Here is a 25193-nt window from a genome sequence, read left to right on the forward strand (position 1 = left end):
TACCGGCGGGGTGTGACAGGGGGATCGGGCCGGTGACGGCGTCGGGGTGGGGCCCGGGACCTAGGTCCGAGGTCCCGGGCGGTGGGGCGTAGGGCGCGCGGCGGGGTGCGGGGACGTACGCCGAAGGGCCCCGGTGTCCCCCGCCCCGCGTCCGAGGCGGGGCGGGCGGCGCGGTTCCTACGGTGAGGGCACCGCCGAGCGGAGGCGGGTCGTCGGACGAGGGGACGGTTGTCATGCCGGTAGCGATCATCACGGGAGCGTCGAAGGGCCTGGGGAGGGCGTTGGCCGAGGTGCTCGCCGCGCGGGGCTGGGATCTGGTGCTGGACGCCAGGACGGCGCAGGTGCTGAAGGAGACGGCGGCCGCGGTCGCGGCGGAGCACGGGACGCGCGTCGAGGCGGTGGCCGGGGACGTCACCGATCCCGCGCACCGGTCGGAGCTGGTGGCGGCCGCCGGGCGGCTCGGCGGCTGCGATCTGCTGGTGAGCAACGCGAGCGCGCTGGGTGCCGAGCCGCTGGTCCGGCTGGCGGAGCTGCCCGTGGACGGACTGCGGCGGGCGCTGGAGGTGAACGTCGTGGCCGCGCTGGGCCTCGTCCAGGAGGCGCTGCCGCTGCTGCGGTCGGCGCGGGCGGGTGCGGTGGTCACGGTCAGCTCGGACGCCGCCGCCGAGGCGTACGGGACGTGGGGCGGCTACGGGGCCTCGAAGGCGGCCCTCGACCAGATCGCGGCGGTGCTCGGCGCGGAGGAGCCGGGGCTGCGGGTGTGGGCGGTGGACCCCGGGGACATGGCCACGGACCTGTACGCGGCGGCCGTACCGGACGACGACGCTCCGCGGCCGGATCCGCGCGGTGTGGCACCGGCGTTCCTGCGGTTGCTGGACGAGCGGCCGGCCAGCGGGCGGTACGGGGCTCCGGCGCTGCTGGGAGGACGGCGATGACGCCGGCCACGGGGGTCCCTCCGCACGAGCTCAGTCGAGGGTGGGGCAGCGTGCCCGAGGAGTTGTCGGCGCGGCTGCCGGCCGAGCAGCGCGGCCCCGGCCGGGACCGGGACTCCGTACGGCTGCTGGTGTCGCGGGGGACGGAGGTGGCGCATCACGCGTTCCGGGAGCTGCCCGGACTGCTGCGGGCCGGGGACCTGCTGGTGGTGAACACCTCGCCCACGCTGGCGGCCGCGGTGGACGGGCGGATCGGGCACGCGCGCGTGGTGGTGCACTTCTCCACGCGCGGGGACGACGGGCGGTGGGCGGTCGAGCTGCGGGACCCGGACGGCAGGGGCACCACGCGCGCGCGGGTGGGGAGGGCGGCGGGCTCGGCCCCGGGGACGGAGGTGCGGCTGCCGGGAGGGGTGCGGCTCGTGTGCGAGGAGGCGCTGGGCGGGGGCGTGGGGAGGCTGTGGTGGGCGCGGGTGTCCGGCGGGTCGGTGCCGGGGCTGCTGCGGGGGCACGGGCGGCCCATCCGGTACTCCTACACGGAGCGGGACCAGCCGTTGTCGGTGTACCAGACGGTGTTCGCGCTGCCGTCGGCCGACGGGTCGGGCAGTGCGGAGATGCCGAGTGCGGCGCGGCCCTTCACGGCTCGGCTGGTGGTGGAGCTGGTGAGCCGCGGGGTGCGGTTCGCGCCGGTCACCCTGCACACGGGGGTGGCCTCGGCGGAGGCGCACGAGCCGCCGTACCCGGAGTGGTTCGCGGTCCCGGAGGCGTCGGCCCGGCTGATCAACGCCGTGCGGGCCGAGCGGGACGGGCGCGGGGCGCTCGCCCTGCCGGGCGGCGGGAGGCGGACGGGCGGGCGGGTGATCGCGGTGGGGACGACGGCCGTGCGGGCCGTGGAGTCGGCGTCCGGGGCGGACGGGGTGGTGCGCGCGCGGGAGGGGTGGACGGACCTCGTCGTCACGCCCGGGCGCGGGGTGCGGGTGGTCGACGGGCTGCTGACCGGGCTGCACGAGCCGGAGGCCTCGCACCTGCTGATGCTGGAGGCGGTGGCGGGGCGGGCCGCGATCGACCGGGGGTACGAGGAGGCGCTGCGCGGGCGGTACCTGTGGCACGAGTTCGGCGATCTGCACCTCCTTCTGCCGGAGGGCGGGGACGGGGACCACGGTTTCGCCTGAGCGGGGCGGTCGCGACCCGCCCGAACGGGGCGGTGGCGATCCCCCTCTCCCAGGCACTCACGCTCGGCATTGCTCCAGCAACTAGCAGTGAGAAGCGTGAGCGGCGCATGTGAGCCCGCACATAGGGTGCACATCACGTACGAAGGACGATAGGAGTCACATGCTTCCGGGCTGAACGGGACAGACGTTGTGGTCTGTCCCGTTTTGCCCTTCCCTGATCCACTACCTGGCTTCGTACGTCACATCATTGCCTCCGAATTTTGCGGCCGCTAACAATGGCTGCCGTCGCTCAGCGCCGCGGGTCCCCCCGCGGCGTTCGTGCCGAAAGCACCCGTGTCCGCCGTGGACAGACAGAGCGACCTCCGCGCTATTCGAAGAGGTCATTCCGCCATGCCCAAGAACACCCGCAAGATCGCGATCGCCGGTGTCACCACCCTCGGTGCCGCCGCCATCGCCTTCTCCGTGGTGCCGGCCGACACGCACACGACCACGACGGACGCCGCCTCCTCGTCCCGCGTCGCCTACAGCTCCGAGCCGGTGAAGGACGTCAAGGCCGGCGTGACCGGCCAGCTGGCCGGCGTCACCGTGAAGCTGGACGCCATCGAGGCGAAGCAGAAGGCCGCCGCCGACGCCGCGGCCGCCCAGAAGAAGGCCGCCGCTGCCGCCGCGGCGAAGAAGAAGGCCGCCGCCGAGGCTGCCGCCCAGAAGAAGGCGGCCGCCCGCGCGGTCGCGAAGGCCGCCGCCGAGCGCAAGGTGCAGCAGGCCACGAGCCGGGCCTCGCTGCGCGCCGCCGTCAAGCCGGTCTCCGTCACGAGCTACGCGAACAACCTCGACGGCTGGATCCGCGAGTCGCTCGACATCATGAAGAAGCACGGCATCCCGGGCTCCTACTCGGGCATCCACCGCAACATCATGCGGGAGTCCTCCGGCAACCCGAACGCCATCAACAACTGGGACATCAACGCCATCAACGGCGTCCCGTCGAAGGGCCTGCTCCAGGTCATCCCGCCGACCTTCTCGGCCTACCACGTCCCGGGCACGTCCTGGAACATCTACGACCCGGTCGCCAACATCACCGCCGCCTGCAACTACGCGGCCGACCGCTACGGCTCCATGGACAACGTCAACAGCGCGTACTGAGCCTGTCCGCCGACGCCGGAGGGCGGCACCCCTGGTCGGGGTGCCGCCCTCCGGCGTCGGTCGTGCGAGGTCTACTTCCGCATGACCTCGGGCTCGTGGCGGCGCAGGAAGCGGGCCACGAAGAAGCCGCAGATCACGCCGAGGGCGATCAGGGCGGTCATGTCCATGACCCAGGCGCCGACGGTGTGCTCCCACAGCGGGTCGTTGCCGACGCCCTCCTCGGGCGGGCTGATCCTGTTGAAGTCCAGCGTGGCGCCCGCGGCGGCGACCGCCCAGCGCGAGGGCATGAGGTACGAGAACTGGTTGACGCCGATCGAGCCGTTCAGGGCGAACAGGCAGCCGGTGAAGACGACCTGGATGATCGCGAACATGACCAGCAGGGGCATGGTCTTCTCGGCGGTCTTCACCAGCGCGGAGATGATCAGGCCGAACATCATCGAGGTGAAGCCGAGCGCCATGATCGGCAGCGACATCTCGAGGAGCGTGAGCTTGCCGAGGACCAGGCCCTCCTCCGGGATCTCCCGGCTGGAGAGGCCGATGACGCCGACCAGCAGGCCCTGGAGCACGGTGATCATGCCCAGCACGAACACCTTGGACATCAGGTACGCGGAGCGCGACAGGCCGGTCGCGCGCTCCCGCTCGTAGATGACCCGTTCCTTGATCAGCTCACGGACGGAGTTCGCGGCACCGGCGAAGCACGCGCCGACGGCGAGGATCAGCAGGACCGTGGTGGCCGTGCCGTTGGGGACGATCCGGCCGGTCTTGGGGTTGGCCGGGTTCGGCAGCAGGCCGCGGTCCGGGTCGATGAGCAGGCTCACCGCGCCCAGGACGGCCGGCAGGATCACCATCAGGGCGAGGAAGCCCTTGTCGGAGACGATCACCGACACGTACCGGCGCACCAGCGTGACGAACTGGGACATCCAGCCCTGCGGCTTGGGCGGGCGCATCGCCTGCGGCGGGGGCATGTATACGGACTGCGGGGCGACCGCGTCGATGTCCGCGGCGTACATCTGGTAGTGCTGCGAGCCCTTCCAGCGGCCCGCCCAGTCGTAGTCGCGGTAGTTCTCGAAGGCGGAGAAGACATCGGCCCAGGTGTCGTAGCCGAAGAAGTTCAGCGCCTCCTCGGGCGGACCGAAGTAGGCGACGGAACCGCCGGGCGCCATCACCAGGAGCTTGTCGCAGATCGCCAGTTCGGCCACGGAGTGGGTGACGACGAGGACCGTGCGGCCGTCGTCGGCGAGGCCGCGCAGCAGCTGCATGACGTCGCGGTCCATGCCCGGGTCGAGGCCGGAGGTCGGCTCGTCCAGGAAGATCAGCGACGGCTTGGTGAGCAGCTCCAGGGCCACCGAGACCCGCTTGCGCTGGCCGCCGGAGAGGGAGGTGACCTTCTTCTCCTTGTGGATGTCCAGCTTCAGTTCGCGCAGCACCTCGTCGATGCGGGACTCGCGCTCGGCCGCCGTGGTGTCGGCGGGGAAGCGGAGCTTGGCCGCGTACTTGAGGGCCTTCTTGACGGTCAGTTCCTTGTGCAGGATGTCGTCCTGCGGGACCAGACCGATGCGCTGGCGCAGCTCGGCGAACTGCTTGTACAGGTTGCGGTTGTCGTACAGGACGTCGCCCTGGTTGGCGGGCCGGTAGCCGGTGAGTGCCTTGAGCAGGGTGGACTTGCCGGAACCGGACGGGCCGATGACCGCGATCAGCGACTTCTCCGGTACGCCGAAGGAGACGTCCTTCAGGATCTGCTTGCCGCCGTCGACCGTGACGGTCAGGTGGCGGGCGGAGAAGGACACCTCACCGGTGTCGACGAACTCCTCGAGGCGGTCGCCGACGATCCGGAACGTCGAGTGGCCCACGCCGACGACGTCGGCCGGGCCGAGCAGCTGCGAGCCGCCCTTGGCGATCGGCTGGCCGTTGACGTACGTGCCGTTGTGCGAGCCGAGGTCGCGGATCTCCATACGGCCGTCGGGCGTGGAGTGGAACTCGGCGTGATTGCGGGAGACCTGGAGGTCGGAGACGACCAGGTCGTTCTCCAGGGCGCGGCCGATGCGCATGACACGGCCGAGGGAGAACTGGTGGAACGTGGTCGGGCTGCGGTCGCCGTAGACCGGCGGCGCCCCCGCGCCGACGCCGGGGCCCTGCTGCTGCGGAATGGGCGCGGCGGCCTGCTGCGGCTGCTGCCAGCCGGCCTGCGGCGCCTGCTGCTGCGGCGCCTGCTGCGGGGCCTGCGGGTGCGGGCCCTGCGCGTGCGGGGCCTGCACGTGCGGCGCCTGCTGCGGGGCCTGCGGGTGCGGGGCCTGCTGCGGGGCCTGCGGGTGCGGGGCCTGCTGGCCCCAGCCCGGGTTCGCGCCCTGCGCCGCGTACGGCTGCTGCTGCGGCTGGGCCTGCGGCGCGGCGGCGCCCGCCGCCGCGCCGGAGAGGTTCAGCCGGGGTCCGTCGGTCGCGTTGCCGAGGTGCACCGCCGAACCGGCGCCGAGCTCCACCTGCTGGACCCTTCGGCCCTGCACGAACGTGCCGTTGGTGCTGCCGTGGTCCTCCAGGACCCAACCACGGCCGTCGAAGCTGAGCGTGGCGTGACGCCAGGAGACCCTGGCGTCGTCGAGGACGATGTCCCCCTGCGGATCGCGTCCCAGGCTGTAGGCCCTGGACGGATCCAGCCTCCAGGTGCGTCCGTTCAATTCCAGTACGAGTTCCGGCACTCCATGCCCCACTGAGTAGTCCCCCGAGTTACCCCCATCGCAGGGAGTCTAGGGATGTCGAACATCGTCGGGAACTATTTCAGGCACGGCCCCCTGACCGAAAGCCGGGCCTTGTGAAGACCGCGTACGGGCTTGTAGGCCGTATCCGTTGACGGGGTTGAAACCGGGCCCGAGAGTGGTAAACGCACGCGAGAGGGGATGGAAGCGGCGATCTTCGCCGCTCCGCGCCGCGGATCGGGGGGTCTGCATGGGTGCCGGCACGGGTGTCGAGGGCGTCGGGGGCTCGGAGCGCGGCACGGGTGTGCCGTGGGCCGACGTGCTGCTGTCCGCGATCGCCGCGGTGAGCTGGGCGTTGATCGGGATGGCGGGGACCGCGGCGCTCGGGCTGCATCTGCTGGAGGCCGACACGGCGGGCTCGTTGGGCCCGATGACGGCGGCGGTGGTGGCGCTCGGGGCGGGTGGTGCGGTGACGCCGTCGGCCGATCTGTCGGCGTTCGGCCTCACGGGCGCGGAGGCGGCGGCGACCGTCGAGATCACGCCACTGGGCGTCGGCCTGGTCGGGGCGCTGCTGCTGTCGTGGTTCTTCCTGCGGTCCCTGCGCACGGCGGGCGCGGTGATCGCGCCGGCCGAACTCCTCGCCCGCGCGGCCACGACGGTCGCGCTGTTCGTCGCGATGCTGGGCGGTCCGGCCTGGGCGGGAGACGACGTCGTCACCGTCGACGGGGGCGCGCTGGGGCTGGACGGCGACCTGTCCGACGGGAGCGGGGGCGGGGGCGGGGTCGAGATCCCCGGGCTGGGTGACCTGGGGGACGTCGGCGGTCTGCTGCCGGACCGATTCGGAGACCTGATGGACGCTCAGGCGGCCGTCGGCTTCACCGTCGACACGGGCCCGACGCTGCTCGGCGGACTCGTCTGGTCGGCGGGGGTCCTGACGATCGCCCTGCTGGCCTCGCGCCGTACGCCCCTGCCGCGAGGGTGGGAGGCCGCGCACCGGGTGGTACGGCCCGCCGTATCCGCCGTCGTCACCGTGTTGCTGGTCTCCGTGGCGGCAGGGTTCGCCGCGGCCGCGTACGGGGCGATCGGCGACGACCACCCCGGGCGCATCGCGGGAGCGGCGCTGCTGGGCGCGCCGAACGGGGCCTGGCTCGGTCTCGGCATCGGCCTGTTCGTGCCGTGGGACGGCCGGGCGACGGGCGTCCTGACCGACGTGCTGCCGGCTCCGCTGGACCAACTGCTGCGCGTGGCCACCGAACAGCCGGTGACGCTGGGCCGGCTGGCCGAACTGGACCGTCGTGTGTGGCTGTTGGGGGTGGCGACGGCCGTGATGATGCTGCTGGCCGGGGTGTTGACGGCCGTGCGGACTCCCTTCGACGGGTCCGGGGGCTCGGGTGCCGCCGGCGTCGTCGGCTTCGCCGGGCGGTGTGCGCTGCGGCTGGGGATCGTGACCGGGGTGACCCTGCCGTTGCTCGCCCGGCTGACGGACGTGTCCGCGGACGCCTCCCTGTCCGTGCTGGGGTTCGACGCGTTCGAGGCCGGGGTCGAGCTGCACGGGCACCTCGGCGCGGCGGTGCTGCTGGGTGTCGCGTGGGGTGCCGGGGCGGGGGCGGTCGGCGCGGTGCTGGCCCGCGCGACGGGGGCGGCGGGCGGAGGGGCGGCGCCGCTGGCACGGGGTGTCAGGGGGGTGGGGGTGTCGGGCCCGGTAGCGCGAGGGGTGGGGGTGTCGGGCCCGGTGGCGCCAGGGGTGGGGGTGTCGGGCCCGGTGGCGCCAGGGGTGGGGGTGTCGGGCCCGGTGGCGCCAGGGGTGCGGATGTCGGGCCCCGGGAGGGCCGGGGCAGGGAAGGCGGGGCGTCCGGCCGTCGGGCCCGGCGGCGAGGGTCGGTCCGGGCCGTACACGCCGAGCACGCCGTACCGGCCGCCCAACCCGGCGACCAATCCCTACCTGCGCGTGCCGGACCGTCTGCGGGAACCGGAGGACGCCCGCCCGGGGGCCCCGAGCGGGCGCGGCGCGGACGCGTCCCCGCCCGACGACGCCTGTTCCGTCCCGCCGCCGGACGGTCCCCGGCCCGGCCCCGGTCGGACCGCGCCGTCCGCGCCCGGTGTCCCGCCCGGCCGGGGCGGACCCGCCGGGCCTGCGGGCGGCGCCCGGCCGCCCGTCGATGCTCCCGCCCCGAACGCCCCCGGTGACGTGGGTGCCGCGGGTGCCGCGGATGCCGTGGGTGCCCCGGATCCCGGGCGGCGTCCGGACGGGCCGCCACCGCTCGGCGACCTGTACGACGCCCCCACCATGATCCGGCCCATCGGGCCGCCGCCGCCGTCTCCGCGGCGCCCCGGCGACCCTCCGCGGGCCGGGGAGCGACCGGCGCGGTACGCCGACGACGGACCGCCACCGCCCCCGCCACCGCCACCTCCTGCGCCCTCCTCTCCCCCGCCTTCACCGCCGCACCCTCCATCGGTCCCTCCCCCACCGCCTCCCCCGCCTCCGGCCGCGCCCCCGCCCGACAGGCCGAAGCGACCCCGTTGAGCCGTCCGGCCGCGGAGCGGAAGGTGGCGTCGGCAGCCGTGGCCCGGCCCACCGAACCGTCCGGCCGCGCAGCGGAACGTGGCGCCGGCAGCCGTGGCCCGGCCCACCGAACCGTCCGGCCGCGGAGCGGAACGTGGCGCCGGCAGCCGCGGCGCAGCCCGCTGACCCGTCCGGCCGCGGAGCGGAACGTAGTGCCGGCAGCCGTGGCCCCGTCGTCACGCGCGAGCCACCGGCACGCCACCCACTGTTCCGTGTCCGCTAGGCGGACCTGGGCGGCGGTCGGCACTGGGTGCCGGATACGGTGGTTACACCATGAGCGCTGAGCAGACCTCGCCGACCGACGTCCCCACCCTCCTTGTCAAGATCTTCGGCAAGGACAGGCCGGGCATCACGGCCGGCCTCTTCGACACCCTCGCCGCCTACTCCGTCGACGTGGTCGACATCGAGCAGGTCGTCACCCGTGGCCGCATGGTGCTGTGCGCGCTCGTGACCGAGCCGCCGCACGGCCTGGAGGGGGATCTGCGGGCGACCGTCCACAGCTGGGCGGAGTCGATGAAGATGCAGGCGGAGATCATCTCCGGCATCGGCGACAACCGCCCGCGCGGTCTCGGCCGCTCCCTCGTCACCGTGCTCGGCCACCCGCTGACCGCGGAGGCCACGGCCGCCGTCGCCGCCAAGATCACCAAGGTGGGCGGCAACATCGACCGCGTCTTCCGGCTGGCCAAGTATCCGGTCACGGCCGTCGAGTTCGCGGTCTCCGGTGTGGAAACGGAGCCGCTGCGCACCGCTCTGGTCACGGACGCCGCCGCGCTGGGGGTCGACATCGCCGTCGTGGCGGCGGGCCTGCACCGGCGCGCCCAGCGGCTCGTGGTCATGGACGTCGACTCCACACTCATCCAGGACGAGGTGATCGAACTCTTCGCCGCGCACGCCGGCTGCGAGGAGCAGGTCGCCGAGGTGACGGCGGCCGCGATGCGGGGCGAGCTGGACTTCGAGCAGTCGCTGCACGCGCGTGTGGCGCTGCTGGAGGGGCTGGACGCGTCGGTCGTGGAGAAGGTGCGCGCGGAGGTGCGGCTGACGCCGGGTGCGCGCACCCTCATCCGGACGCTGAAGCGGCTCGGCTACCAGGTGGGGGTCGTCTCCGGCGGCTTCACCCAGGTCACCGACGACCTCAAGGAGCGGCTGGGGCTCGACTTCGCCCAGGCGAACACGCTGGAGATCGTCGACGGAAGGCTGACGGGCCGGGTCACCGGGGAGATCGTGGACCGCGCGGGCAAGGCGCGGCTGCTGCGCAGGTTCGCCGCCGAGGCGGGCGTACCGCTGTCGCAGACGGTGGCGATCGGCGACGGTGCCAACGACCTGGACATGCTCAACGCGGCCGGTCTCGGTGTCGCCTTCAACGCCAAGCCGGTGGTGCGGCAGGCCGCGCACACCGCGGTGAACGTGCCGTTCCTGGACACCGTCCTGTATCTGCTGGGCATCACCCGCGAAGAGGTCGAGGCGGCGGACACCCACGACGAGGGGTAGCCGCCCGAGCCGACGGGAGGGCCCGGCACCGCGTGCGGGTGCCGGGCCATCGCGCGTCCGGGGGCCGGGCCGTCCCGCGTGCGGGGGCCGGGCCGTCCCGCGTGCGGGTGGCGGATCGTCCCGTGTACGGGTGTCTGACCGTCCCGCGTGCCGGCCGCGCCCGCCCGCGGGTCACGCCCGTCCCGGGCTCACTCGGACGGCGCCCAGTAGTCGGTCAGGGTGCCGACGGCGGGCTCCAGGGACTTCCAGGAGCCGTCGAAGGACACGACGGCGAAGGCGGCCGCCGGGAAGCCGCGGCGGTTCAGGCGCTCGCGGGCGTCGTCCTCGGCGGTGCCGGAGAGGATGTCGGCGAGGCCGTGGATGCCCGGGTTGTGGCCGACGAGAAGAATGCTGCGCACGTCGTCGGGGGTTTCGTTGATCAGGGCGATCAGCTCGCCCGGGGAGGCATCGTAGATCCGCTCTTCGTAGACGGTTTTCGGCCGCTGCGGGAACTCCTGGACGGCGAGCTTCCACGTCTCGCGGGTGCGGGTGGCGGTGGAGCACAGCGCGAGATCGATGGGGATACCGGTGTCGGTCAGCTTGCGTCCGGCGATGGCGGCGTCATGACGGCCCCGCTCGGAGAGCGGCCGCTCGTGGTCGGTCACCTGGGGCCAGTCGGCTTTCGCATGCCGGAAGAGGACGATCCTGCGGGGTTCTACGACGCTCATGGCTCCCAGCTTCGCATGAAACAGGCCATGCGGCGCAGGGAGTTGACATGCGCCTTCGCCGGTCGGCCGGGGTGTGCGGGGTCTGTCCGGGAGCGTGATCGAGGGAGCTAGCGCGCGAGCAGGTGGCGCACGCGCTCGACGAGGTGCGGGATCGTCGGGTCTCCGGCCGCCGCCTGGGCGTCGGCCGGGTTCAGTATCAGCGTGAGCAGGGCGGCGAAGGCGAGGGCCGGGAGCGCCAGGGCCCACCAGGGCAGCCGGGTGGCGACGCCGCCGCCCGTGGCGACCGGGTGGGGCCGGGTGTGCGTAGGGGCCGGCATGGGTGCCTCCGCGGGTCTTCGAGTCCGTCCGTGGTCCGCGTCGCGCGGTCACCTCTCGAAGGTACGGATCCGGCGGCCCTCCCCCCATCCGGTGGTCCACCCACTTGACCCTGACCCTGGCCCCCTAGGGGACAGGGGGGTTAGCCCCACCGCCCGCGGGCCCGTCGGGGCGGGGGCGGCCGCCGGGGGGGCGGGCCGCCGCCCCCCGCCCCCCGGGCGCGGGGCGGGGGTGACCCCCGGTGCCCACCCCGTCCGCGCGCGACACCGCGGGACCGGTACGGGCCCGCACCGACATGCAGGCGGGCCCGGACCCCCGAGGGGTACGGGCCCGCCGCCCGCGTCGAGCGGCCGCGTGCTGGTGTGTCCGGTGTGTCAGCCGCGCAGGGCCCGGACCGCGGCCTCCAGCCGCTTGCCGTAGTCCGCGTCGGCCCGGCGGAAGTTCTCGATCGCCCGCTCGGCGATGTCGTCGCGGGAGACCTTGGCGATGAAGCCCGCCAGGTTGCCGATCAGGCGCTCCTTCTCCTCCTCGGTCATCAGGCGGTAGAGGTTGCCCGCCTGCACGAAGTCGTCGTCCTCGGCGTGGAGCGGGGTCACGTGGTGGCCCGTCGCCCCGGTCACCGCGGTGGCGCCCCACAGCGGACGGTCCGTCTGGAACGGGCCGCCGAAGCTGTTCGGCTCGTAGTTCTTCGCGCCGCCGTGGCGGCCGTCGTACAGCAGACCGTCACGGGAGTGGGTGCGCGCCTCGGTGGCGTGCGGACGGTTCACCGGCAGGTGGTCGGCGTTGATGCCGACGCGGTAGCGGTGGGCGTCGCCGTACGCGAAGAGGCGGCCCTGGAGCATCTTGTCGGGGGACGGACCGATGCCCGGCACGAAGTGCGCGGGGCTGAAGATCGACTGCTCGACCTCGGCGAAGATGTTCCTCGGGTTGCGGTTGAGCTCCAGCCGGCCGATACGGACGACCGGGTAGTCGGCGTGCGGCCACACCTTGGTCAGGTCGAACGGGTTGAAGCGGTAGCGCGCCGCGTCGGCCGCCGGCATGATCTGCACCCCCACGGTCCAGGACGGGAACTCGCCCCGCTCGATGGACTCGCGCAGGTCGCGCTGGTGGGAGTCGGGGTCCGCACCGGCGAGCCGGTTGGCCTCGTCCGCCGTGAGGTTCTTGATCCCCTGGTCGGTCTTGAAGTGGTACTTGACCCAGAAGACCTCGCCGGCCTCGTTGTTCCACTGGAAGGTGTGCGAGCCGAAGCCGTCCATGTGGCGGTACGAGGCGGGGATGCCGCGGTCGCCGAAGAGCCAGGTCACCTGGTGGGTGGACTCGGGGGACAGCCCCCAGAAGTCCCAGACGTTGTCCGCCTCCTGCGAGCCCGTGTACGGGTCGCGCTTCTGGGTGTGGATGAAGTCGGGGAACTTGATGGCGTCCCGGATGAAGAACACCGGGGTGTTGTTGCCGACGAGGTCGTAGTTGCCCTCCTCGGTGTAGAACTTCACCGCGAAGCCCCGCGGGTCGCGGACGGCGTCCGCCGCGCCCAGGTTGCCTGCCACGGTCGAGAAGCGCAGGAAGACCTCGGTCTCCTTGCCGACCTCGGAGAGGAACGCGGCACGGGTGTACGGCGTCACGTCGTCGGTCACCGTGAAGGTGCCGTAGGCGCCGGCGCCGCGGGCGTGCACGACGCGCTCCGGGATGCGCTCGCGGTTGAAGTGGGCCAGCTTCTCCAGCAGGAGCTGGTCCTGGACGAGGACCGGGCCGCCGGCGCCCGCGGTCTCGCTGTTCTGGTTGTCGGCGACCGGAGCACCGGCCTCCGTCGTGAGAGGTCCCTGGGTCACGTGCGCCTCCTGCGTCATTCCTGCCGTTCCTGTCCCTTGGCCAGAGGTTGCCCCGCCAGAGGTCCCTGGCCAGAGCCAGGCTCGATCCTACAATGGACTTTGTCTAAGTCAAGCAGGATTCCAGGATCATATTCATTCAGGAACTAGTCCTTCTTGTTGTTAGGATCAGATCCATGAGCGACCTTCTGGAACGGCTGCGTGGACGCGGATGGCGGATGACCGCGCAGCGGCGCGTGGTGGCCGAGGTCCTGGACGGCGAGCACGTCCACCTGACGGCCGACGAGGTCCACGCGCGGGCCGTCTCGAAGCTGCCGGAGATCTCCCGGGCGACGGTCTACAACACGCTCGGGGAGCTGGTCTCCCTCGGCGAGCTGACCGAGGTCGCCGGCGGCGGGCGTGCCACGCGGTACGACCCGAACACCCACCGCCCGCACCACCACCTGGTCTGCGCCCGGTGCGGCGCCATCCGCGACGTCCGGCCGAGCGGCGACCCGCTGGCCGACCTGCCCGGCTCGGAGCGTTTCGGCTTCACGGTCCGCGACGTCGAGGTGACGTACCGCGGACTGTGTCCGGACTGCGCGTCGGCCTAGTAGTCCCGCCCGACCCCCGCGACCGGCGGGCACGTCAGGTCCTGATCACGGAAGAGGGGCGCGCCGAGCTCGAGCGCGCCCAGCATCGCCTCTCCATCGCCGAAGCGCGCCTGCTCACCGACCTCGATGAACACGACGCCGGCCGGCTGCGCCTTCTCCTGACGCGCGTCGCCCGAACCGCTCAGCGCGATGCGCCGGCCCCCGAGGCCGACCGCTGAGGCAGCCGGGTCACACGACGGACTTGACGGACCCCCAGAGGGCGGTGGTCCGACCGCTGATGCCTACCGGCCCGGCCCGGCCGTGGCGTCGTCGCGGGTGGTGTCCGGTGGCACTCCCCCGGGTCCGAGCACCTCGGCTCGTGCGGGGCCGAAGCCGCCCGCGCACAGGGCTTCGTGGCTCCTTGTCCGGTCGCCTTATCCGTTCGCCGGCCGCGCCGCCGCGGCTCCGGACGCATGCGCGGCGCCGCCGTCGGCCTGCTGGGGCGAGGGGGTGTCGACGAAGCTGTAGGGGGGCAGCGGGCCGTGGACACGCAGATCCAGGTGCGGGTGCTCCCGGCGGAGTTCGTCGACCACTGCCAGGAATCGCTCGGCTGAACCGTGATCCACCAGGTAGGAGACGTTGGCCAGCCAGCCGGTGCTCTGCGGCCCGACGCTGACCGCCCTGGCGGTCGGTTCCAGCGCCAGCTGGAGCAGCTCCGAGTCAGCCGCCTCGCGTGCCCGAACGGCGGCGGCGACCAGCTCTCCCAGGTGGATCTTCTGCTCGTGCGACCCGCCGCCGGCCTTCCGATTCGCCTCCGCCAGGGATCGGATCCCGTCGTTCTCCGCCATCACCAGCCGCAGCACGGCCTCTTCGCGGTGGTTGGCCTTGACGTTGTACTCCGCCCTGCCGTCCAGCGCTGCCAGCCGCTCCAGGAAGTGCTCCGCGCGTTCGGCGAGCACCGTGGTCACCGTGTCGTCGTCCGGGGAGGTGTTGCCGAACCGCATCGGCAGTACCACACCATCCGCTCCGGCCGCGTCCAGTACCCGCTGGTGGGCGAGCAAGTCCCGCCGCTTGGGCCTCAGTTCCCCGGGTGCGTCGCTGACGATCGCGGCCAGCTCGCCCTGCCGCAGCACACGCACCGGCCGTGGCGGGTCTCCGATGCCGTCCATGTCCTGCGGGAGTGAGGAGTGCGAGGCACGGATGATTCCGTAGACGTAGGTGCTCATCACTCCGTCCCCCTCCTGCGCGTGCCCTGACGCTCCTGGCCCTCTTCACGGGCCTGCTGGAAGGCGTTGGAGATGGTCTCCGCGGCGCCGGACAGAACTCCCTTGGTCTTGCCGCGGGCGCCCGACTCGGTGATCTTCCCCGTGAGCTCCGTGAGCCCGGCCGGCTTGCGCGGCCCCGCCTCCAGATCGAGCCGGTTGCACGCCTCGGCGAAGCGCAGGTAGGTGTCGACGCTGGCGACGACGATCCGTATGTCGATCTTGAGTATCTCGATACCGACGAGGGAGACCCGCACGAACGCGTCGATCACCAGCCCGCGGTCGAGAATGAGCTCCAGAACGTCGTAGAGGCCACTGGAGCCTCCCCCGCCGCCTTGCTGTGTCGCCACGGTCATCACGACCAGCCCCTTGCCATCTGTTGTCCTAGCGCGGTCCCGTCGGCGCTGTCCCCCACTGCGACGCAGGCTTCCCGCTACGGGTAACCCCTCTCCCCGCGACCAAACGCGTGTACGAGTCCTTGGCGGGAACGACCCGCGGCGGACGCGTGTCCACCTGTGCCCGAGCGGTTCCGGACGGCGGTCTCGACGGTCGGGTGGTTCGGGCAGTTCTCCGTCAACCAGTCGGCCGGTTCGCGCGGTTCGGAGGGCAGGCCGCCGCAGGCGCCGGCGGTGTTCGCCTCGTAGTCGCCGCGTTGCCACGGCACTCGAACTCTTGACGAATCAGTTTGCCAAGGAGGGCCGGGAAAAATGATGTGCCCTCTTCGGCGAAACCTGCTGCACTGACCCGACGACGGTCGACCGACGGAGGCGATGTGGCTGTACAGGCACTGTCGGCGCGGGCCCCGGCGGGGGCTGAGCCCTGGCGGAGGACCTGACCCTCGGTGCGCATCCTGAACCTCGGCATCCTGGCACACATCGACGCCGGCAAGACGAGCCTGACCGAGCGGCTGCGGTACGCGGCCGGTGTCGTCGACGCGGTCGGCAGCGTCGACAGGGACGACACCCGGACCGACTCCCTGGCCCTGGCACGGCAGCGCGGGATCACCATCAAGGCGGCGGTCGCCTCCTTCGAGGTGGGCGGCACCACGGTCAACCTGATCGACACGCCCGGGCACCCCGACTTCATCGCCGAGGTGGAGCGCGTCCTGGACGTCCTCGACGGCCTCCAGGTCGTGCGCCGGGTTTCCGGTGACCGGGAGGACGGCGCATAGCTCCCGCCGTCCGCCCAGGACCGCGGGCGATCAACCCCTACCAGGAAGGGTGTACATGTCCGGCAGGATGCACGCCGACGAAGTGGACCTCGACGTCTTCGTCGTGCGCCGGTTGCTCGCCGCTCAGTTTCCCCAGTGGGCGGATCTTCCCCTGACACCGGTCGAGTCCGCGGGGACGGACAACGCCATCTACCGGCTGGGGGCGGACAAGGCCGTACGGCTGCCCCGCATCCCGTCCGCCACCGGCCAGGTGGACAAGGAGCAGCGGTGGCTGCCGAAGCTGGCCCCGTTGCTGCCGCTGCCCGTACCGCTCCCGCTCGGCAAGGGAGCGCCCGGCGAGGGCTACCCATGGCACTGGTCCGTCTACCGCTGGCTGGAGGGCGAGAACGCGGCCGCCGAGGACATCGCCGACCTCCGTCGGACAGCGGTCGATCTGGCCGGGTTCGTGGCGGCGCTGCACCGGATCGACCCGGCCGGCGGCCCCGCGCCCGGACCGCACAACTTCAACCGGGGCGTCCCGCTCGCCGACCGCGACGCCGCCACCCGGAAGGCGATCGCGGAGCTGGGGGACGAGGTCGACACCGCCGCCGTCACCGCGGCCTGGGACGCGGCCCTGCGGGCGCCGGTCCCGCGGGGGCCGGGCGTGTGGATCCACGGCGACCTGTCGTCGGGCAACCTGCTGTTCCACGGGGGCCGGCTCGCCTCCGTCGTCGACTTCGGCGGCCTGGGCGTCGGTGATCCGGCGGTCGATCTCAGCGTGGCGTGGGAGCTGTTCCCCGCCCCCGTGCGGGAGGTGTTCCGCACGGCAGTGGAATCCGATGCGGCAGCCTGGGAGCGGGGGCGCGGCTGGGCGTTGTCCATCGCCCTCATCCAGTTGCCCTACTACCGGACCACCAACCCGGTGATCGCCGCCCGTGCCCGCCGGGTGATCGAGGAGGTGCTGGCCGACCACCGCGGCGCGAACGTGGGCTCGGACCTCGGCAGTTGACCATCACGCCAGATCCATTGCCATGGAATCGCCGGAATGCGGCTCTGACTCGCTACGGGTCGACTCGGCGAAATGAACGTCGCCCTGGACGCCTTCGCGGAGTCGGAACCGGGCACGACGAAGACGGAGGGCACGTGGACGGAACCCGCCTCGCATGGCGGTGCCCGAACTCCGGGTGCGAACCCGCACCCGGCTCGCGCGATGTCTGCGCGCACACTCCTCGTTGTCGCCCACGGACACCGCGGGAACCCTGCTCGTGCTGGTGTCCGCGGAGGTCGAAGGCAGTCGTTCGGCGGACGCCAGGGCGCATGCCGACGAGTTCCTGGCCATGCTCTCGGACGAGACGGGCACCCTGCCCGTCAAGGCGCTGTGGAAGGCCGCCGAATGCCTGAGCGACCGGGGCGGCGGCGGGTGACCGCCGTGTGTGCGTGCGTGCGGTTCAGCGCCGGTTTCCCCGCGGTTTCAGCGGGACGTTCGGCAGCTCGGGAGCAGGCAGCGGAGCGCCGTCGTAGCCCCGCACCTCGCCGAACCGGGGTCCACCGAGCTCCGCCATCCAGTCCTCGCGCGCCTGCGCGATCTCTTCCGTCGACCGGGCGACGAAGTTCCACCACATGATGATCTCCTCCTCGAACGGAGTGCCGCCCAGCAGGACGGCCCGGGCCGTGGCGTCGGACTCGTTCGTCAGGGTGAGGCGGTCGGCGCCGGGCTCCAGGTAGCCGAGTTCCGCGGGCCGCAGCGATGTGTCGGCGAAGCGGACCGCTCCCGTGTCGACTAGGAGGCCGTGCTCGAAGGCGGGGTCGACGGGCAGGGTGACCGTGGCGCCGGGCCGCAGGAGCAGTTCCGCGCCGAGGAGGGGCGTGAAGGTCCGTACCGGGGAGGCCGTCCCGGCGAGGGTGCCGAGGAAGACGCGGATCTCGGCGCCGTCCAGCCGTACCGGCTCGGGGGCGTGGTGCTGGAAGTCGCGTGCGGTGGCGCGGTGCGCGTCGGGGAGGGCCACCCAGAGCTGGACGCCGTGCAGGACGGTGGTGTCCGGGGTGGAGACTTCGGTGTGGCTGATGCCGTGGCCGCCGGTCATGAGGTTGAGCTCGCCGGGGCGGACGAGGGCATGGCTGCCGAGGCTGTCGCGGTGCTCGATCTCACCGCTGAACAGCCAGCTGACGGTCTGGAGTCCGGTGTGCGGGTGCGGCGCGACGTCCATGCCGCCGGTGTCGGCGACGTCGTCGGGGCCGTAGTGGTCGGCGAAGCACCATGCGCCGATCAGGGAACGGGTACGCTGCGGCAGCGTCCGCCGCACGGTCATGGCCCGTGGGCCGCCCAGCGGGACGTCCCGCGGGGTGAGTATTTCGACCTTGCTCACTGCGGGCCACCTCTCGTCGGTTCCATCCCGACCCTCCCAGGAATGTTACATATTCAACTATGACTCGACGGATCTTCATAGACAAGCAGAGCCCCAAGGCCTACCACGCGCTGGTCCAGACGTCCGAGGCCGTGCGCACGACGGCGGCCGACGCGGGCCTGGAGCGCACCGTCGTGGAGCTGGTCAACCTGCGCGTCTCGCAGCTCAACGGCTGCGCGTACTGCCTCGACCTGCACACCGGGGCCGCCCTGCGCGGGGGCGAGACCACGCGCCGGCTGGGAGTGCTCGCGGCGTGGCGGGACACCGACCTGTTCACCCCGCTGGAGCGGGCGGCCCTGGCCCTGGCGGAGGCGACCACCCACCCCTCCGACGCCGCCGCGCAGGAGACCGCGTACGCCGAGGCCCGGGAGGTCCTCACCGAGGACCAGCTCTCGGCGGTGATCTGGGTGGCGGTCACCATCAACGCCTTCAACCGGGTGTCCATCCTGAGCAAGCATCCCGTCCACTGACGGTCCGTCCCCCTCGGCCGGCGCGCCCGCCCTGCGGCCGCCCTGTGCCCGCACCCCGGTCCGAGCCCGACGGACCACGTCCACCCGCTCGCTCGTTCATGCCCGCACCCCTCCGGTGCGCCCCGGTGATGGCCCGCCCCGGCCGCCGGTAAGGATCTCCGCGCCCGCGCACCCGTCCGCCCGCCCCGGAGGCCGCCCATGCCGCACCCTCTCGTCCCGGACGGCCCGGAGGCCGTCAACGCCGACGCCTGGCAGGCCTACGCGGAACGCCACCTGCGGCGCGGTACGGCCGTCCCGGAGGCGGAACGGATCGACTGGGGGTTCCCGGGCGCCGGCCCGGACGAGACCCTCCTCGGCACGCGGCCCTCGGCCTCGGCGCCGTCCTGCACGGCCCGCGCGGGCTGCTCCTGGGCCGCCACCGGCGGGGCACCTGGGAGCTGCTCCCTCACCGCCTGGCGCCCGGATCCGCCGATCGACCACGCGCCGGCCCCCTTCACGCCGTACGCGGACCGTACCGCGTCCGGGTGACCGTACGACGACCGCGCATGCGGCCTTCCTCACCCGTTCTCGTGGTGTTCGCCCGACCCCCCGGCGGTGCCCCCCGCCGACCGTGGGAAAGTTGCGGGCCCGAAACCACCCAGGGGGGTCCGTGACACCACATCAGAAACCGCATCAGAGACGGTACGGAGCACGCAGAACGACGCTGACGGTCCTGACGGCGCTCGGCACGCTGGCCGGCGGCCTCCTCGTCGGGGCGACGCCCGCCGGCGCGGCGACCTGGACCACCGTCGCGGCGGGCGTGGCCTACCGCCAGTACGACCTGACGGCCGCGGCCGGCAGCACCCATGTGCACGTGCTGAGCGTCGACCTGACGAACAGCCATGTCCGCCTCGGCCTGCTGCACCCGGGGAAGGTCGCGTCCCGCGCGACCGTCACCCAGCTGGCCACGGCGCAGAAGGCCGTGGCCGGCGTCAACGGGGACTTCTTCAACATCTCCGAGGTCCAGCACCCGGGCGTCGCCGCGACCGGCGCCGCCGTGGGGCCGGCCGTCGCGGACGGGAAGGCGCTCAAGGGCGCCGTACCGGACGGCCAGCGGTTCGGGCCCGAACTGCCGCCGGGCGCCACCACGGAGAACGTCGTCGGCGTCGGCACCGACGGCAAGGCCCGGCTGGACAGCCTGGCCCTCGACGGCTGGGTCACCACCCTCGGGCGCCGGCTTCCGCTGGGCGGGCTCAACCAGTACGCCCTGGCGGAGGACTCCATCGGCGCGTACACGTCCGACTGGGGCAGCGTCTCCCGGCGCCGGGCCACCTGCGGCACGGACACCGAACGGGCCGCCGCGTGCAGCACGAGCACCTACGAGGTGACCGTGCGCAAGGGCGTGGTGGTGTCGTCGACGTCGACCCCGGGCAGCGGCACCATCGCGGCGGGCACCACCGTGCTCGTCGGACGGGAGGCGGGCGCGCAGCGCCTGCGCAAGCTCGTCAAGGGGCAGCGGGTGGCGGTGCGCTACGGCCTGACGGCCGCGTCGCGGCGCGCGTACCGCTTCGCCCTCGGCGGCTATCCGGTGCTCTCCGGCGGTCAGGCGCCGGCCGGCCTGGACACCCGGACCTCGGCCGTGCGCACGGCCGTGGGCCTGGCGAACGGCGGGCAGCGCGTGCTGCTGTTCGCGGTGGACGGCGCGGCCGCCCACCGCTCGGGGCTGACGATCGCCGAGGTCGCCAAGGCGCTCAGGAGCCTGGGCGCCACCGAGGGCTTCAGCCTGGACGGCGGCGGTTCGACGACGCTCGTCGCCCGGGCGCCGGGCGCCTCCAAGGTCACGGTGCGCAACCACCCCTCCGGTGGTGCGGAGCGTCCCGTGCCGAACGGCATCGGCGTCTTCACGCAGTGATCCCGCACGGCCTCACGGCCGCAGGCTGCTGACGATGTCGGCGGTCGCCGTGAGGCCGCTGTGGATGGTGGGGGCCATGCTCGTGCCGGCCAGGAAGAAGCCGAGCAGCAGGCAGACCAGCGCGTGCGAGATCTTCAATCCGCCGGTGCGCAGGAAGATCACCGCCAGAACCAGCAGCAACAGCACCACGGAAATGGAAACGGCCACGTCAACCTCCTCCGCCACGTCCGCTTTCGCGGCATTCGGCCGCAAGTGTGGCGTAGCGGAGGGTTCGTCCGTGCGGCTGGGCCGTCCTCCGAACGAGTGGTGTCGGCCGGGGTCGAACAACCCTGCGGACCGATGCAGGGCCTAGGCCGCCCGGTGGGCGTCGAGGAACGCCTCCAGGCCCGCCAGGTCGTCGGTGTTGAGGTGGTCGACGCCCGCGGCGAGCAGTTCGCCCCAGAGCGCGTCCCGGGCGGGTCCCGGCACGTCCGGGGTGGCCCAGAACCGCACCCGCTGCCCGCGCTCGTGGGCCGCGTCGACGATCGCGCGCAGCTTGAGGCGTTCCGCGTCGGGGAAGGCGCCGACGCCCTGCCAGGTGAAGTGCGAGGTCCAGTTGTCGCTGATCAGCGCGGCGAAGGAGGCCTCGGTGCTGCCGAGGTCGGTGAGGCGGCCGTCGTAGAAGGCGCGGCGCACGGTCTGCGCCGCCAGGGGCGTGCGGGCCGCGCGGTCGCCCGAGACGACGGCGGTGACCGGCCCCCGGCGCACCCGGCCGTGGGCGTACGTGGTGAACAGGGCGCGGTAGCGGCTCAGTTGGCGGTCGAGTTCGAGGTACGTGGACGCACCCTCGGTCTTGATGTCGATCAGCAGTTGCAGCGGGGTGCGCGCACCGCGGTAGACCGAGCCTTGGTGGGCCCGGACGCGGGCGGCGAGCGGGGCGAGGTAGAGGGACTCCAGGGTGCGCGCCGGGTCGAGGTCCACGGCGTCGTGGGCGACCAGGAGTTGACCGTCGACGAGGAAGATGTCGGCCTCGACACTACCGAAGCGGTGGTCGAGGGCGTCCAGCAGGGGACGCGGGTGCTCGTAGTCGTTGTGGGCGTGGGCGCGCCACAACGGGCGGACGGGCGGCGTGCGTTCGGCCGCCAGCGCCTGGCCGGCGGGCAGGGCGACCGCTCCGGCGAGGGCGGCGCCGAGGGTACTGAGGGCTCTGCGACGGGTGGTGAGGGGCATGGCTCCTGCCTCCCTGGGATGCCGTACGGGACCTCAGGGAGTATCACGCGCCGGACCCCTCAACGGGTCTGTACACGACAGGAGTTGGCCGGACCGCCGTCGGCCGTTCACCGGGCACGGCGAAAGGCCCGCCCCAGGTGGGGCGGGCCTTCCCGGTGCGCCGGCCGCCGGCCGTCAGGGGGCGCGGAGGTCGACCAGTTCGGCCAGGGCCTCCCGGTGGGCGCCGGCCGTGCCGTAGGCGATCGCGTCGGCCTTGGCCCGCTTCAGGTAGAGGTGGACGGGGTGCTCCCACGTCATGCCGATACCGCCGTGCAGTTGCAGTGCCTCCTCGGCGGCGCGGACGGCGACGGGTGCCGCGTAGGCCTGGGCGACGGCGACGGCCACGTCGGTGTCCTCGCCGGTGGTCAGCGCGTCGGCCGCGGCCCGGGCGGCGGCCCGGAGGCCGACGGTCTCCAGCCACAGCCGGGCGAGCCGGTGCTTGAGCGCCTGGAAGCCGCCGACGGGCCGGTTGAACTGCTTGCGCTCCTTCAGGTAGCGCACGGTCTGCGTCAACGCCCATTCGGCGACGCCGAGTTGCTCGGAGGCGAGCAGCCCGGCGGCGGCCCGCAGGGCGCGCCGGACGGCGGGTGCGGCGTCGCCGAGGCGGCGGCCGGACGCCCCGGCGAGGGTGACGGTGGCCACCGGCCGGGTCAGGTCCAGGGCCGTCCGCGCGGTGATCGTGGCCGCGGAGGCGGCGACCGCGTAGAGCCCGCCGTCGTCCGCGGGCACGAGCAGCACGTCGGCGACCGCCGCGTCCGCGATGCCGGTCAGCTCACCGTGCAGACGGCCGCCTTCGAGCCGTACGGTCGGGAAGCCGGCGCCGGGGGCGGTGTGCAGCCCGACCGCGAGGGCCCCGATCGCCGTGGCGGACGCCAGCTCGGTGAGCAGGTCGTCGGCGCCGCACTCCAGCAGCGCCTCGGTGGCGACGACGGCGCTCGTCAGATACGGCACGGGAGCCACCGCGCGCCCGAGCTCCTCCAGGACGACGGCGACCTCGCGGTGGGTGGCGCCTTGGCCGTCCAGCTCTTCGGGGACGAGCAGGCCCGCGAGGCCCATCCCCCCGGCGAGCGCCTTCCACAGCGCCACGTCGTGCGGGGCGTCCGACTCGGTCCGGGCGATCACGCCCGCCGCGTCGCAGTGGTCGGCGAGCAGGCCCCGGACGGCGGCCCGGAGGGCCTCTTCCTCCTCCGAGTACAGCAGGTCGGGCTGTGTGCTCATCGGGCCAGGTCCTTCCAGGCGACGTCCTTGTCGGTGCGCGGCTCGGCGGGCAGGCCCAGGACGCGCTCGGCGACGATGTTCAGCAGCACCTCGCTGGTCCCGCCCTCGATGCTGTTGCCCTTGGAACGCAGGTAGCGGTAGCCGGCCTCGCGTCCGGTGAAGTCGACGTGGTCCGGGCGGCGCATGGTCCAGTCGTCGTACAGCAGGCCCTCCTCGCCGAGGAGTTCGACCTCCAGGCCGCTGATCTCCTGGTTGAGGCGGGCGAAGGCGAGCTTCATGCCGGCGCCCTCGGGGCCGGGCTGGCCGGCGGCGAGCTGCTGGCGCAGCCGCTCGCCGGTGAGACGGGCGACCTCGGCCTCCACCCACAGGGTCAGCAGCCGCTGGTGCAGGTCGTGCGTGCGCAGGCCGGGGCGTTCGCGCCAGGTCCTGGAGACCGGGCCGATCATGCCGCCCTCGCGGGGCAGCCGCATGCCACCGATGGCGACGCGTTCGTTGTTCAGCGTGGTCTGCGCGACCCGCCAGCCGTCGCCCACCTCGCCGAGGCGGTGGGAGTCGGGGATGCGGACGCCGGTGAGGAAGACCTCGTTGAACTCGGCCTCGCCGGTGATCTGGCGCAGCGGCCGGACCTCGACGCCGGGGTCGGTCAGGTCGCAGACGAAGTACGTGATGCCCCGGTGCTTGGGCACGTGCGGGTCGGTGCGGGCGATGAGGATGGCCCAGCGGGCGAGGTGGGCGCTGGACGTCCACACCTTCTGCCCGTCGACCACCCACGTGTCGCCCTCCCGCACGGCGCGGGTGCCGAGCGCGGCCAGGTCGGATCCGGCGCCGGGCTCGCTGAACAGCTGGCACCACACCTCCTCGCCGGTCCACAGGGGCCGCAGGAACCGCCGCTTCTGCTCCTCGGTGCCGTAGGCGAGGATCGTGGGCGCGGCCATCCCCAGGCCGATGCCGATGCGCCGGGGGTCGTTGTCGGGGGCGCCCGCGGCCTCCAGCGCGGTGTCCACCACGGCCTGGAGGGACCGCGGGGCGCCGAGTCCGCCGAGGCCCTCCGGGAAGTGCACCCACGCCAGCCCGGCGTCGAAGCGGGCCCGCAGGAAGGCGAGGCGGTCGGTGCCGGCCGGGGGGTGCGCGGCCAGGAACTCCCGGGTACGGCGCTCGAGTTCGGTTGCGTCGGTCATGCGGCGGCTCCGTTCCGCGGGACGACGGCGACCCGGCCGGTGGTGACGCCGTCGGCGACCCGCTGGACGGCGGCGGCGGCGTCCTCCAGCGGCACCCGCTCGCTGACCAGGGGCTTGATGGCGCCGCGGGCGGCCAGGTCGGTGAGCTGCTCGTGGCAGTGCTGGACCAGCTTGGGGTTCCGGGTGTTGTACAGGCCCCAGTGCAGGCCGAGGATCGAGTAGTTCTTGATCAGGGCGTGGTTCAGCGCGGGGTTCGGGATGGTGCCGCTCGCGAAGCCCACGACGACGATCCGGCCCTCGAAGGCGACGGTCTTGGCCGACTGGGTGTAGGCCTCGCCTCCCACCGGGTCGTAGACCACGTCGGCGCCGTGCCCGCCGGTGGCCTCCTTCACGGCCGTGACGACGTCCTCGCTCCGCCGGTCGATCACCACATCGCAGCCCAGCTCCCGGGCGACGGCCGCCTTGTCGGCGCCGCCGACGACGCCGATCACGGTGGCGCCGGCCGCCTTGCCGAGCTGGACGGCGGCGCTGCCGACGCCTCCGGCGGCGGCGTGGACGAGCAGCGTCTCGCCCGCTTCGAGGCCGGCCCGGCGGTGCAGGGCGAACCAGCCCGTCTGGTAGCCGATGTGCAGCGCGGCGGCCTCGGCGTCGTCCAGCGCGTCGGGGGCGGGCAGGACGGCGGCGGCGTCCGCGACGGCGTACTCGGCGAATCCGCCGTGCGGCAGCGCGGGGGTGGCGAGCACCCGGCGGCCGTCCTCGGTCTCGCCGCAGATCTCCACGCCGGGGGTGAACGGCAGCGGCGGCCGCACCTGGTAGTGGCCCCGGCACAGCAGCGCGTCCGGGAAGTTGACGTTCGCGGCGCGCACCCTGAGCAGGACCTGGCCGTCGCCGGGGGTGGGCCGCTCGACCTGCCGGAGCCGCATCACCTCGCTCGGCTCGCCGTTCTCGTGCACCTGCCATGCCTGCATGCGG

24 protein-coding genes and 1 pseudogene are annotated in these 25193 nt (G+C 73.3%); 13 read left to right on the plus strand and 12 right to left on the minus strand.

Going from position 1 to position 25193, the window contains the following annotated elements:
* The first annotated feature begins 233 nt into the window (after positions 1-233).
* The 3 genes from ACFV9M_RS30930 (at position 234) to ACFV9M_RS30940 (ending at position 3241) form a co-directional block, all read left to right on the plus strand.
* Positions 234-935, plus strand: coding sequence for an SDR family NAD(P)-dependent oxidoreductase (locus tag ACFV9M_RS30930; RefSeq protein ID WP_385078520.1), 702 nt, complete (start codon positions 234-236; stop codon positions 933-935).
* Complete coding sequence (locus ACFV9M_RS30935; RefSeq protein WP_385078522.1) at positions 932-2101, plus strand: S-adenosylmethionine:tRNA ribosyltransferase-isomerase; 1170 nt, start codon at positions 932-934, stop codon at positions 2099-2101. The genes ACFV9M_RS30930 and ACFV9M_RS30935 overlap by 4 nt, the downstream gene beginning before the upstream one ends.
* Before the next feature lie 390 nt (positions 2102-2491).
* Positions 2492-3241 (plus strand): transglycosylase SLT domain-containing protein, encoded by a 750-nt coding sequence (locus tag ACFV9M_RS30940; RefSeq protein WP_385078524.1) that lies wholly within the window; start codon positions 2492-2494, stop codon positions 3239-3241.
* Between the two features lie 71 nt (positions 3242-3312).
* Here ACFV9M_RS30940 and ACFV9M_RS30945 read toward each other — a convergent pair whose 3' ends face one another.
* Positions 3313-5934 carry an FHA domain-containing protein gene (locus tag ACFV9M_RS30945; protein WP_385079756.1) on the minus strand — a complete coding sequence of 874 codons (2622 nt, stop codon included), beginning with the start codon at positions 5932-5934 and terminating at the stop codon, positions 3313-3315.
* Between the two features lie 247 nt (positions 5935-6181).
* Between ACFV9M_RS30945 and ACFV9M_RS30950 the strand changes: the two genes are divergently transcribed.
* Complete coding sequence (locus ACFV9M_RS30950) at positions 6182-8455, plus strand: streptophobe family protein (protein ID WP_385102588.1); 2274 nt, start codon at positions 6182-6184, stop codon at positions 8453-8455.
* A gap of 312 nt (positions 8456-8767) precedes the next feature.
* A complete protein-coding gene (gene serB, locus ACFV9M_RS30955) occupies positions 8768-9982 on the plus strand; it encodes a phosphoserine phosphatase SerB (RefSeq protein WP_385077991.1) in 1215 nt (404 codons plus the stop codon).
* 188 nt (positions 9983-10170) lie between these two features.
* Here serB and ACFV9M_RS30960 read toward each other — a convergent pair whose 3' ends face one another.
* The 3 genes from ACFV9M_RS30960 to ACFV9M_RS30970 form a co-directional block, all read right to left on the minus strand.
* On the minus strand, positions 10171-10689 hold the full coding sequence (locus ACFV9M_RS30960) for a SixA phosphatase family protein (protein ID WP_385077994.1): 519 nt from the start codon (positions 10687-10689) through the stop codon (positions 10171-10173).
* A 107-nt stretch (positions 10690-10796) separates the two neighbouring features.
* The gene (locus ACFV9M_RS30965; RefSeq protein WP_385077997.1) at positions 10797-11006 is read right to left on the minus strand and encodes a hypothetical protein; all 210 of its coding nucleotides are present in this window, start codon (positions 11004-11006) and stop codon (positions 10797-10799) included.
* Positions 11007-11378: 372 nt separating this feature from the next.
* Positions 11379-12848, minus strand: coding sequence for a catalase (locus tag ACFV9M_RS30970; RefSeq protein WP_385074734.1), 1470 nt, complete (start codon positions 12846-12848; stop codon positions 11379-11381).
* Between the two features lie 155 nt (positions 12849-13003).
* On the opposite strand from ACFV9M_RS30970, the gene ACFV9M_RS30975 reads away from it, so the two are divergent.
* A complete protein-coding gene (locus ACFV9M_RS30975) occupies positions 13004-13420 on the plus strand; it encodes a Fur family transcriptional regulator (protein ID WP_385074731.1) in 417 nt (138 codons plus the stop codon).
* Entirely contained in the window at positions 13396-13638 is a 243-nt protein-coding gene (locus ACFV9M_RS30980) for a hypothetical protein (RefSeq protein WP_385074728.1), read from the plus strand. The genes ACFV9M_RS30975 and ACFV9M_RS30980 overlap by 25 nt, the downstream gene beginning before the upstream one ends.
* Positions 13639-13833: 195 nt before the next feature.
* Here ACFV9M_RS30980 and ACFV9M_RS30985 read toward each other — a convergent pair whose 3' ends face one another.
* Positions 13834-14625: a GvpL/GvpF family gas vesicle protein gene (locus ACFV9M_RS30985; protein ID WP_385074726.1), complete on the minus strand. Its 792-nt coding sequence runs from the start codon at positions 14623-14625 to the stop codon at positions 13834-13836.
* On the minus strand, positions 14625-15017 hold the full coding sequence (locus ACFV9M_RS30990) for a gas vesicle structural protein GvpA (RefSeq protein WP_385074724.1): 393 nt from the start codon (positions 15015-15017) through the stop codon (positions 14625-14627). The genes ACFV9M_RS30985 and ACFV9M_RS30990 overlap by 1 nt, the downstream gene beginning before the upstream one ends.
* A 485-nt stretch (positions 15018-15502) precedes the next feature.
* Here ACFV9M_RS30990 and ACFV9M_RS30995 point away from each other — a divergent pair.
* The 3 genes and pseudogenes from ACFV9M_RS30995 to ACFV9M_RS31005 all read left to right on the plus strand — a co-directional run.
* Positions 15503-15796: pseudogene (locus tag ACFV9M_RS30995) on the plus strand (GTP-binding protein); the annotation flags it as partial.
* A 91-nt stretch (positions 15797-15887) separates the two neighbouring features.
* A complete protein-coding gene (locus ACFV9M_RS31000) occupies positions 15888-16820 on the plus strand; it encodes an aminoglycoside phosphotransferase family protein (RefSeq protein WP_385074722.1) in 933 nt (310 codons plus the stop codon).
* Between the two features lie 154 nt (positions 16821-16974).
* The gene (locus tag ACFV9M_RS31005) at positions 16975-17235 is read left to right on the plus strand and encodes a hypothetical protein (RefSeq protein ID WP_385074720.1); all 261 of its coding nucleotides are present in this window, start codon (positions 16975-16977) and stop codon (positions 17233-17235) included.
* Positions 17236-17259: 24 nt separating this feature from the next.
* Here the strand turns inward: ACFV9M_RS31005 and ACFV9M_RS31010 are convergent, their stop codons facing one another.
* The gene (locus tag ACFV9M_RS31010) at positions 17260-18120 is read right to left on the minus strand and encodes a pirin family protein (protein ID WP_385074736.1); all 861 of its coding nucleotides are present in this window, start codon (positions 18118-18120) and stop codon (positions 17260-17262) included.
* A 116-nt stretch (positions 18121-18236) separates the two neighbouring features.
* On the opposite strand from ACFV9M_RS31010, the gene ACFV9M_RS31015 reads away from it, so the two are divergent.
* The 3 genes from ACFV9M_RS31015 (at position 18237) to ACFV9M_RS31025 (ending at position 20577) form a co-directional block, all read left to right on the plus strand.
* Positions 18237-18686, plus strand: a complete 450-nt coding sequence (locus ACFV9M_RS31015) for a carboxymuconolactone decarboxylase family protein (RefSeq protein WP_385074718.1) — start codon at positions 18237-18239, stop codon at positions 18684-18686.
* A gap of 198 nt (positions 18687-18884) precedes the next feature.
* A complete protein-coding gene (locus ACFV9M_RS31020) occupies positions 18885-19214 on the plus strand; it encodes a hypothetical protein (RefSeq protein ID WP_385074715.1) in 330 nt (109 codons plus the stop codon).
* 121 nt (positions 19215-19335) lie between these two features.
* Complete coding sequence (locus ACFV9M_RS31025) at positions 19336-20577, plus strand: phosphodiester glycosidase family protein (RefSeq protein WP_385074712.1); 1242 nt, start codon at positions 19336-19338, stop codon at positions 20575-20577.
* Positions 20578-20589: 12 nt separating this feature from the next.
* Here ACFV9M_RS31025 and ACFV9M_RS31030 read toward each other — a convergent pair whose 3' ends face one another.
* The 5 genes from ACFV9M_RS31030 to ACFV9M_RS31050 all read right to left on the minus strand — a co-directional run bounded on the left by ACFV9M_RS31030 (position 20590) and on the right by ACFV9M_RS31050 (position 25189).
* Positions 20590-20784, minus strand: a complete 195-nt coding sequence (locus tag ACFV9M_RS31030; RefSeq protein ID WP_385074710.1) for a hypothetical protein — start codon at positions 20782-20784, stop codon at positions 20590-20592.
* Positions 20785-20925: 141 nt separating this feature from the next.
* Complete coding sequence (locus ACFV9M_RS31035; RefSeq protein WP_385074707.1) at positions 20926-21786, minus strand: phosphatidylinositol-specific phospholipase C/glycerophosphodiester phosphodiesterase family protein; 861 nt, start codon at positions 21784-21786, stop codon at positions 20926-20928.
* A gap of 174 nt (positions 21787-21960) precedes the next feature.
* A complete protein-coding gene (locus tag ACFV9M_RS31040; protein ID WP_385074704.1) occupies positions 21961-23043 on the minus strand; it encodes an acyl-CoA dehydrogenase family protein in 1083 nt (360 codons plus the stop codon).
* A complete protein-coding gene (locus ACFV9M_RS31045) occupies positions 23040-24221 on the minus strand; it encodes an acyl-CoA dehydrogenase family protein (RefSeq protein ID WP_385074702.1) in 1182 nt (393 codons plus the stop codon). Before ACFV9M_RS31045 ends, ACFV9M_RS31040 begins: the two co-directional genes overlap by 4 nt.
* The gene (locus ACFV9M_RS31050) at positions 24218-25189 is read right to left on the minus strand and encodes an NADPH:quinone oxidoreductase family protein (RefSeq protein ID WP_385074700.1); all 972 of its coding nucleotides are present in this window, start codon (positions 25187-25189) and stop codon (positions 24218-24220) included. The genes ACFV9M_RS31045 and ACFV9M_RS31050 overlap by 4 nt, the downstream gene beginning before the upstream one ends.
* Positions 25190-25193 lie beyond the last annotated feature (4 nt).

The sequence above is a fragment of the Streptomyces sp. NPDC059895 genome (assembly GCF_042731035.1).
In the GTDB taxonomy this organism is placed as follows: domain Bacteria; phylum Actinomycetota; class Actinomycetes; order Streptomycetales; family Streptomycetaceae; genus Streptomyces.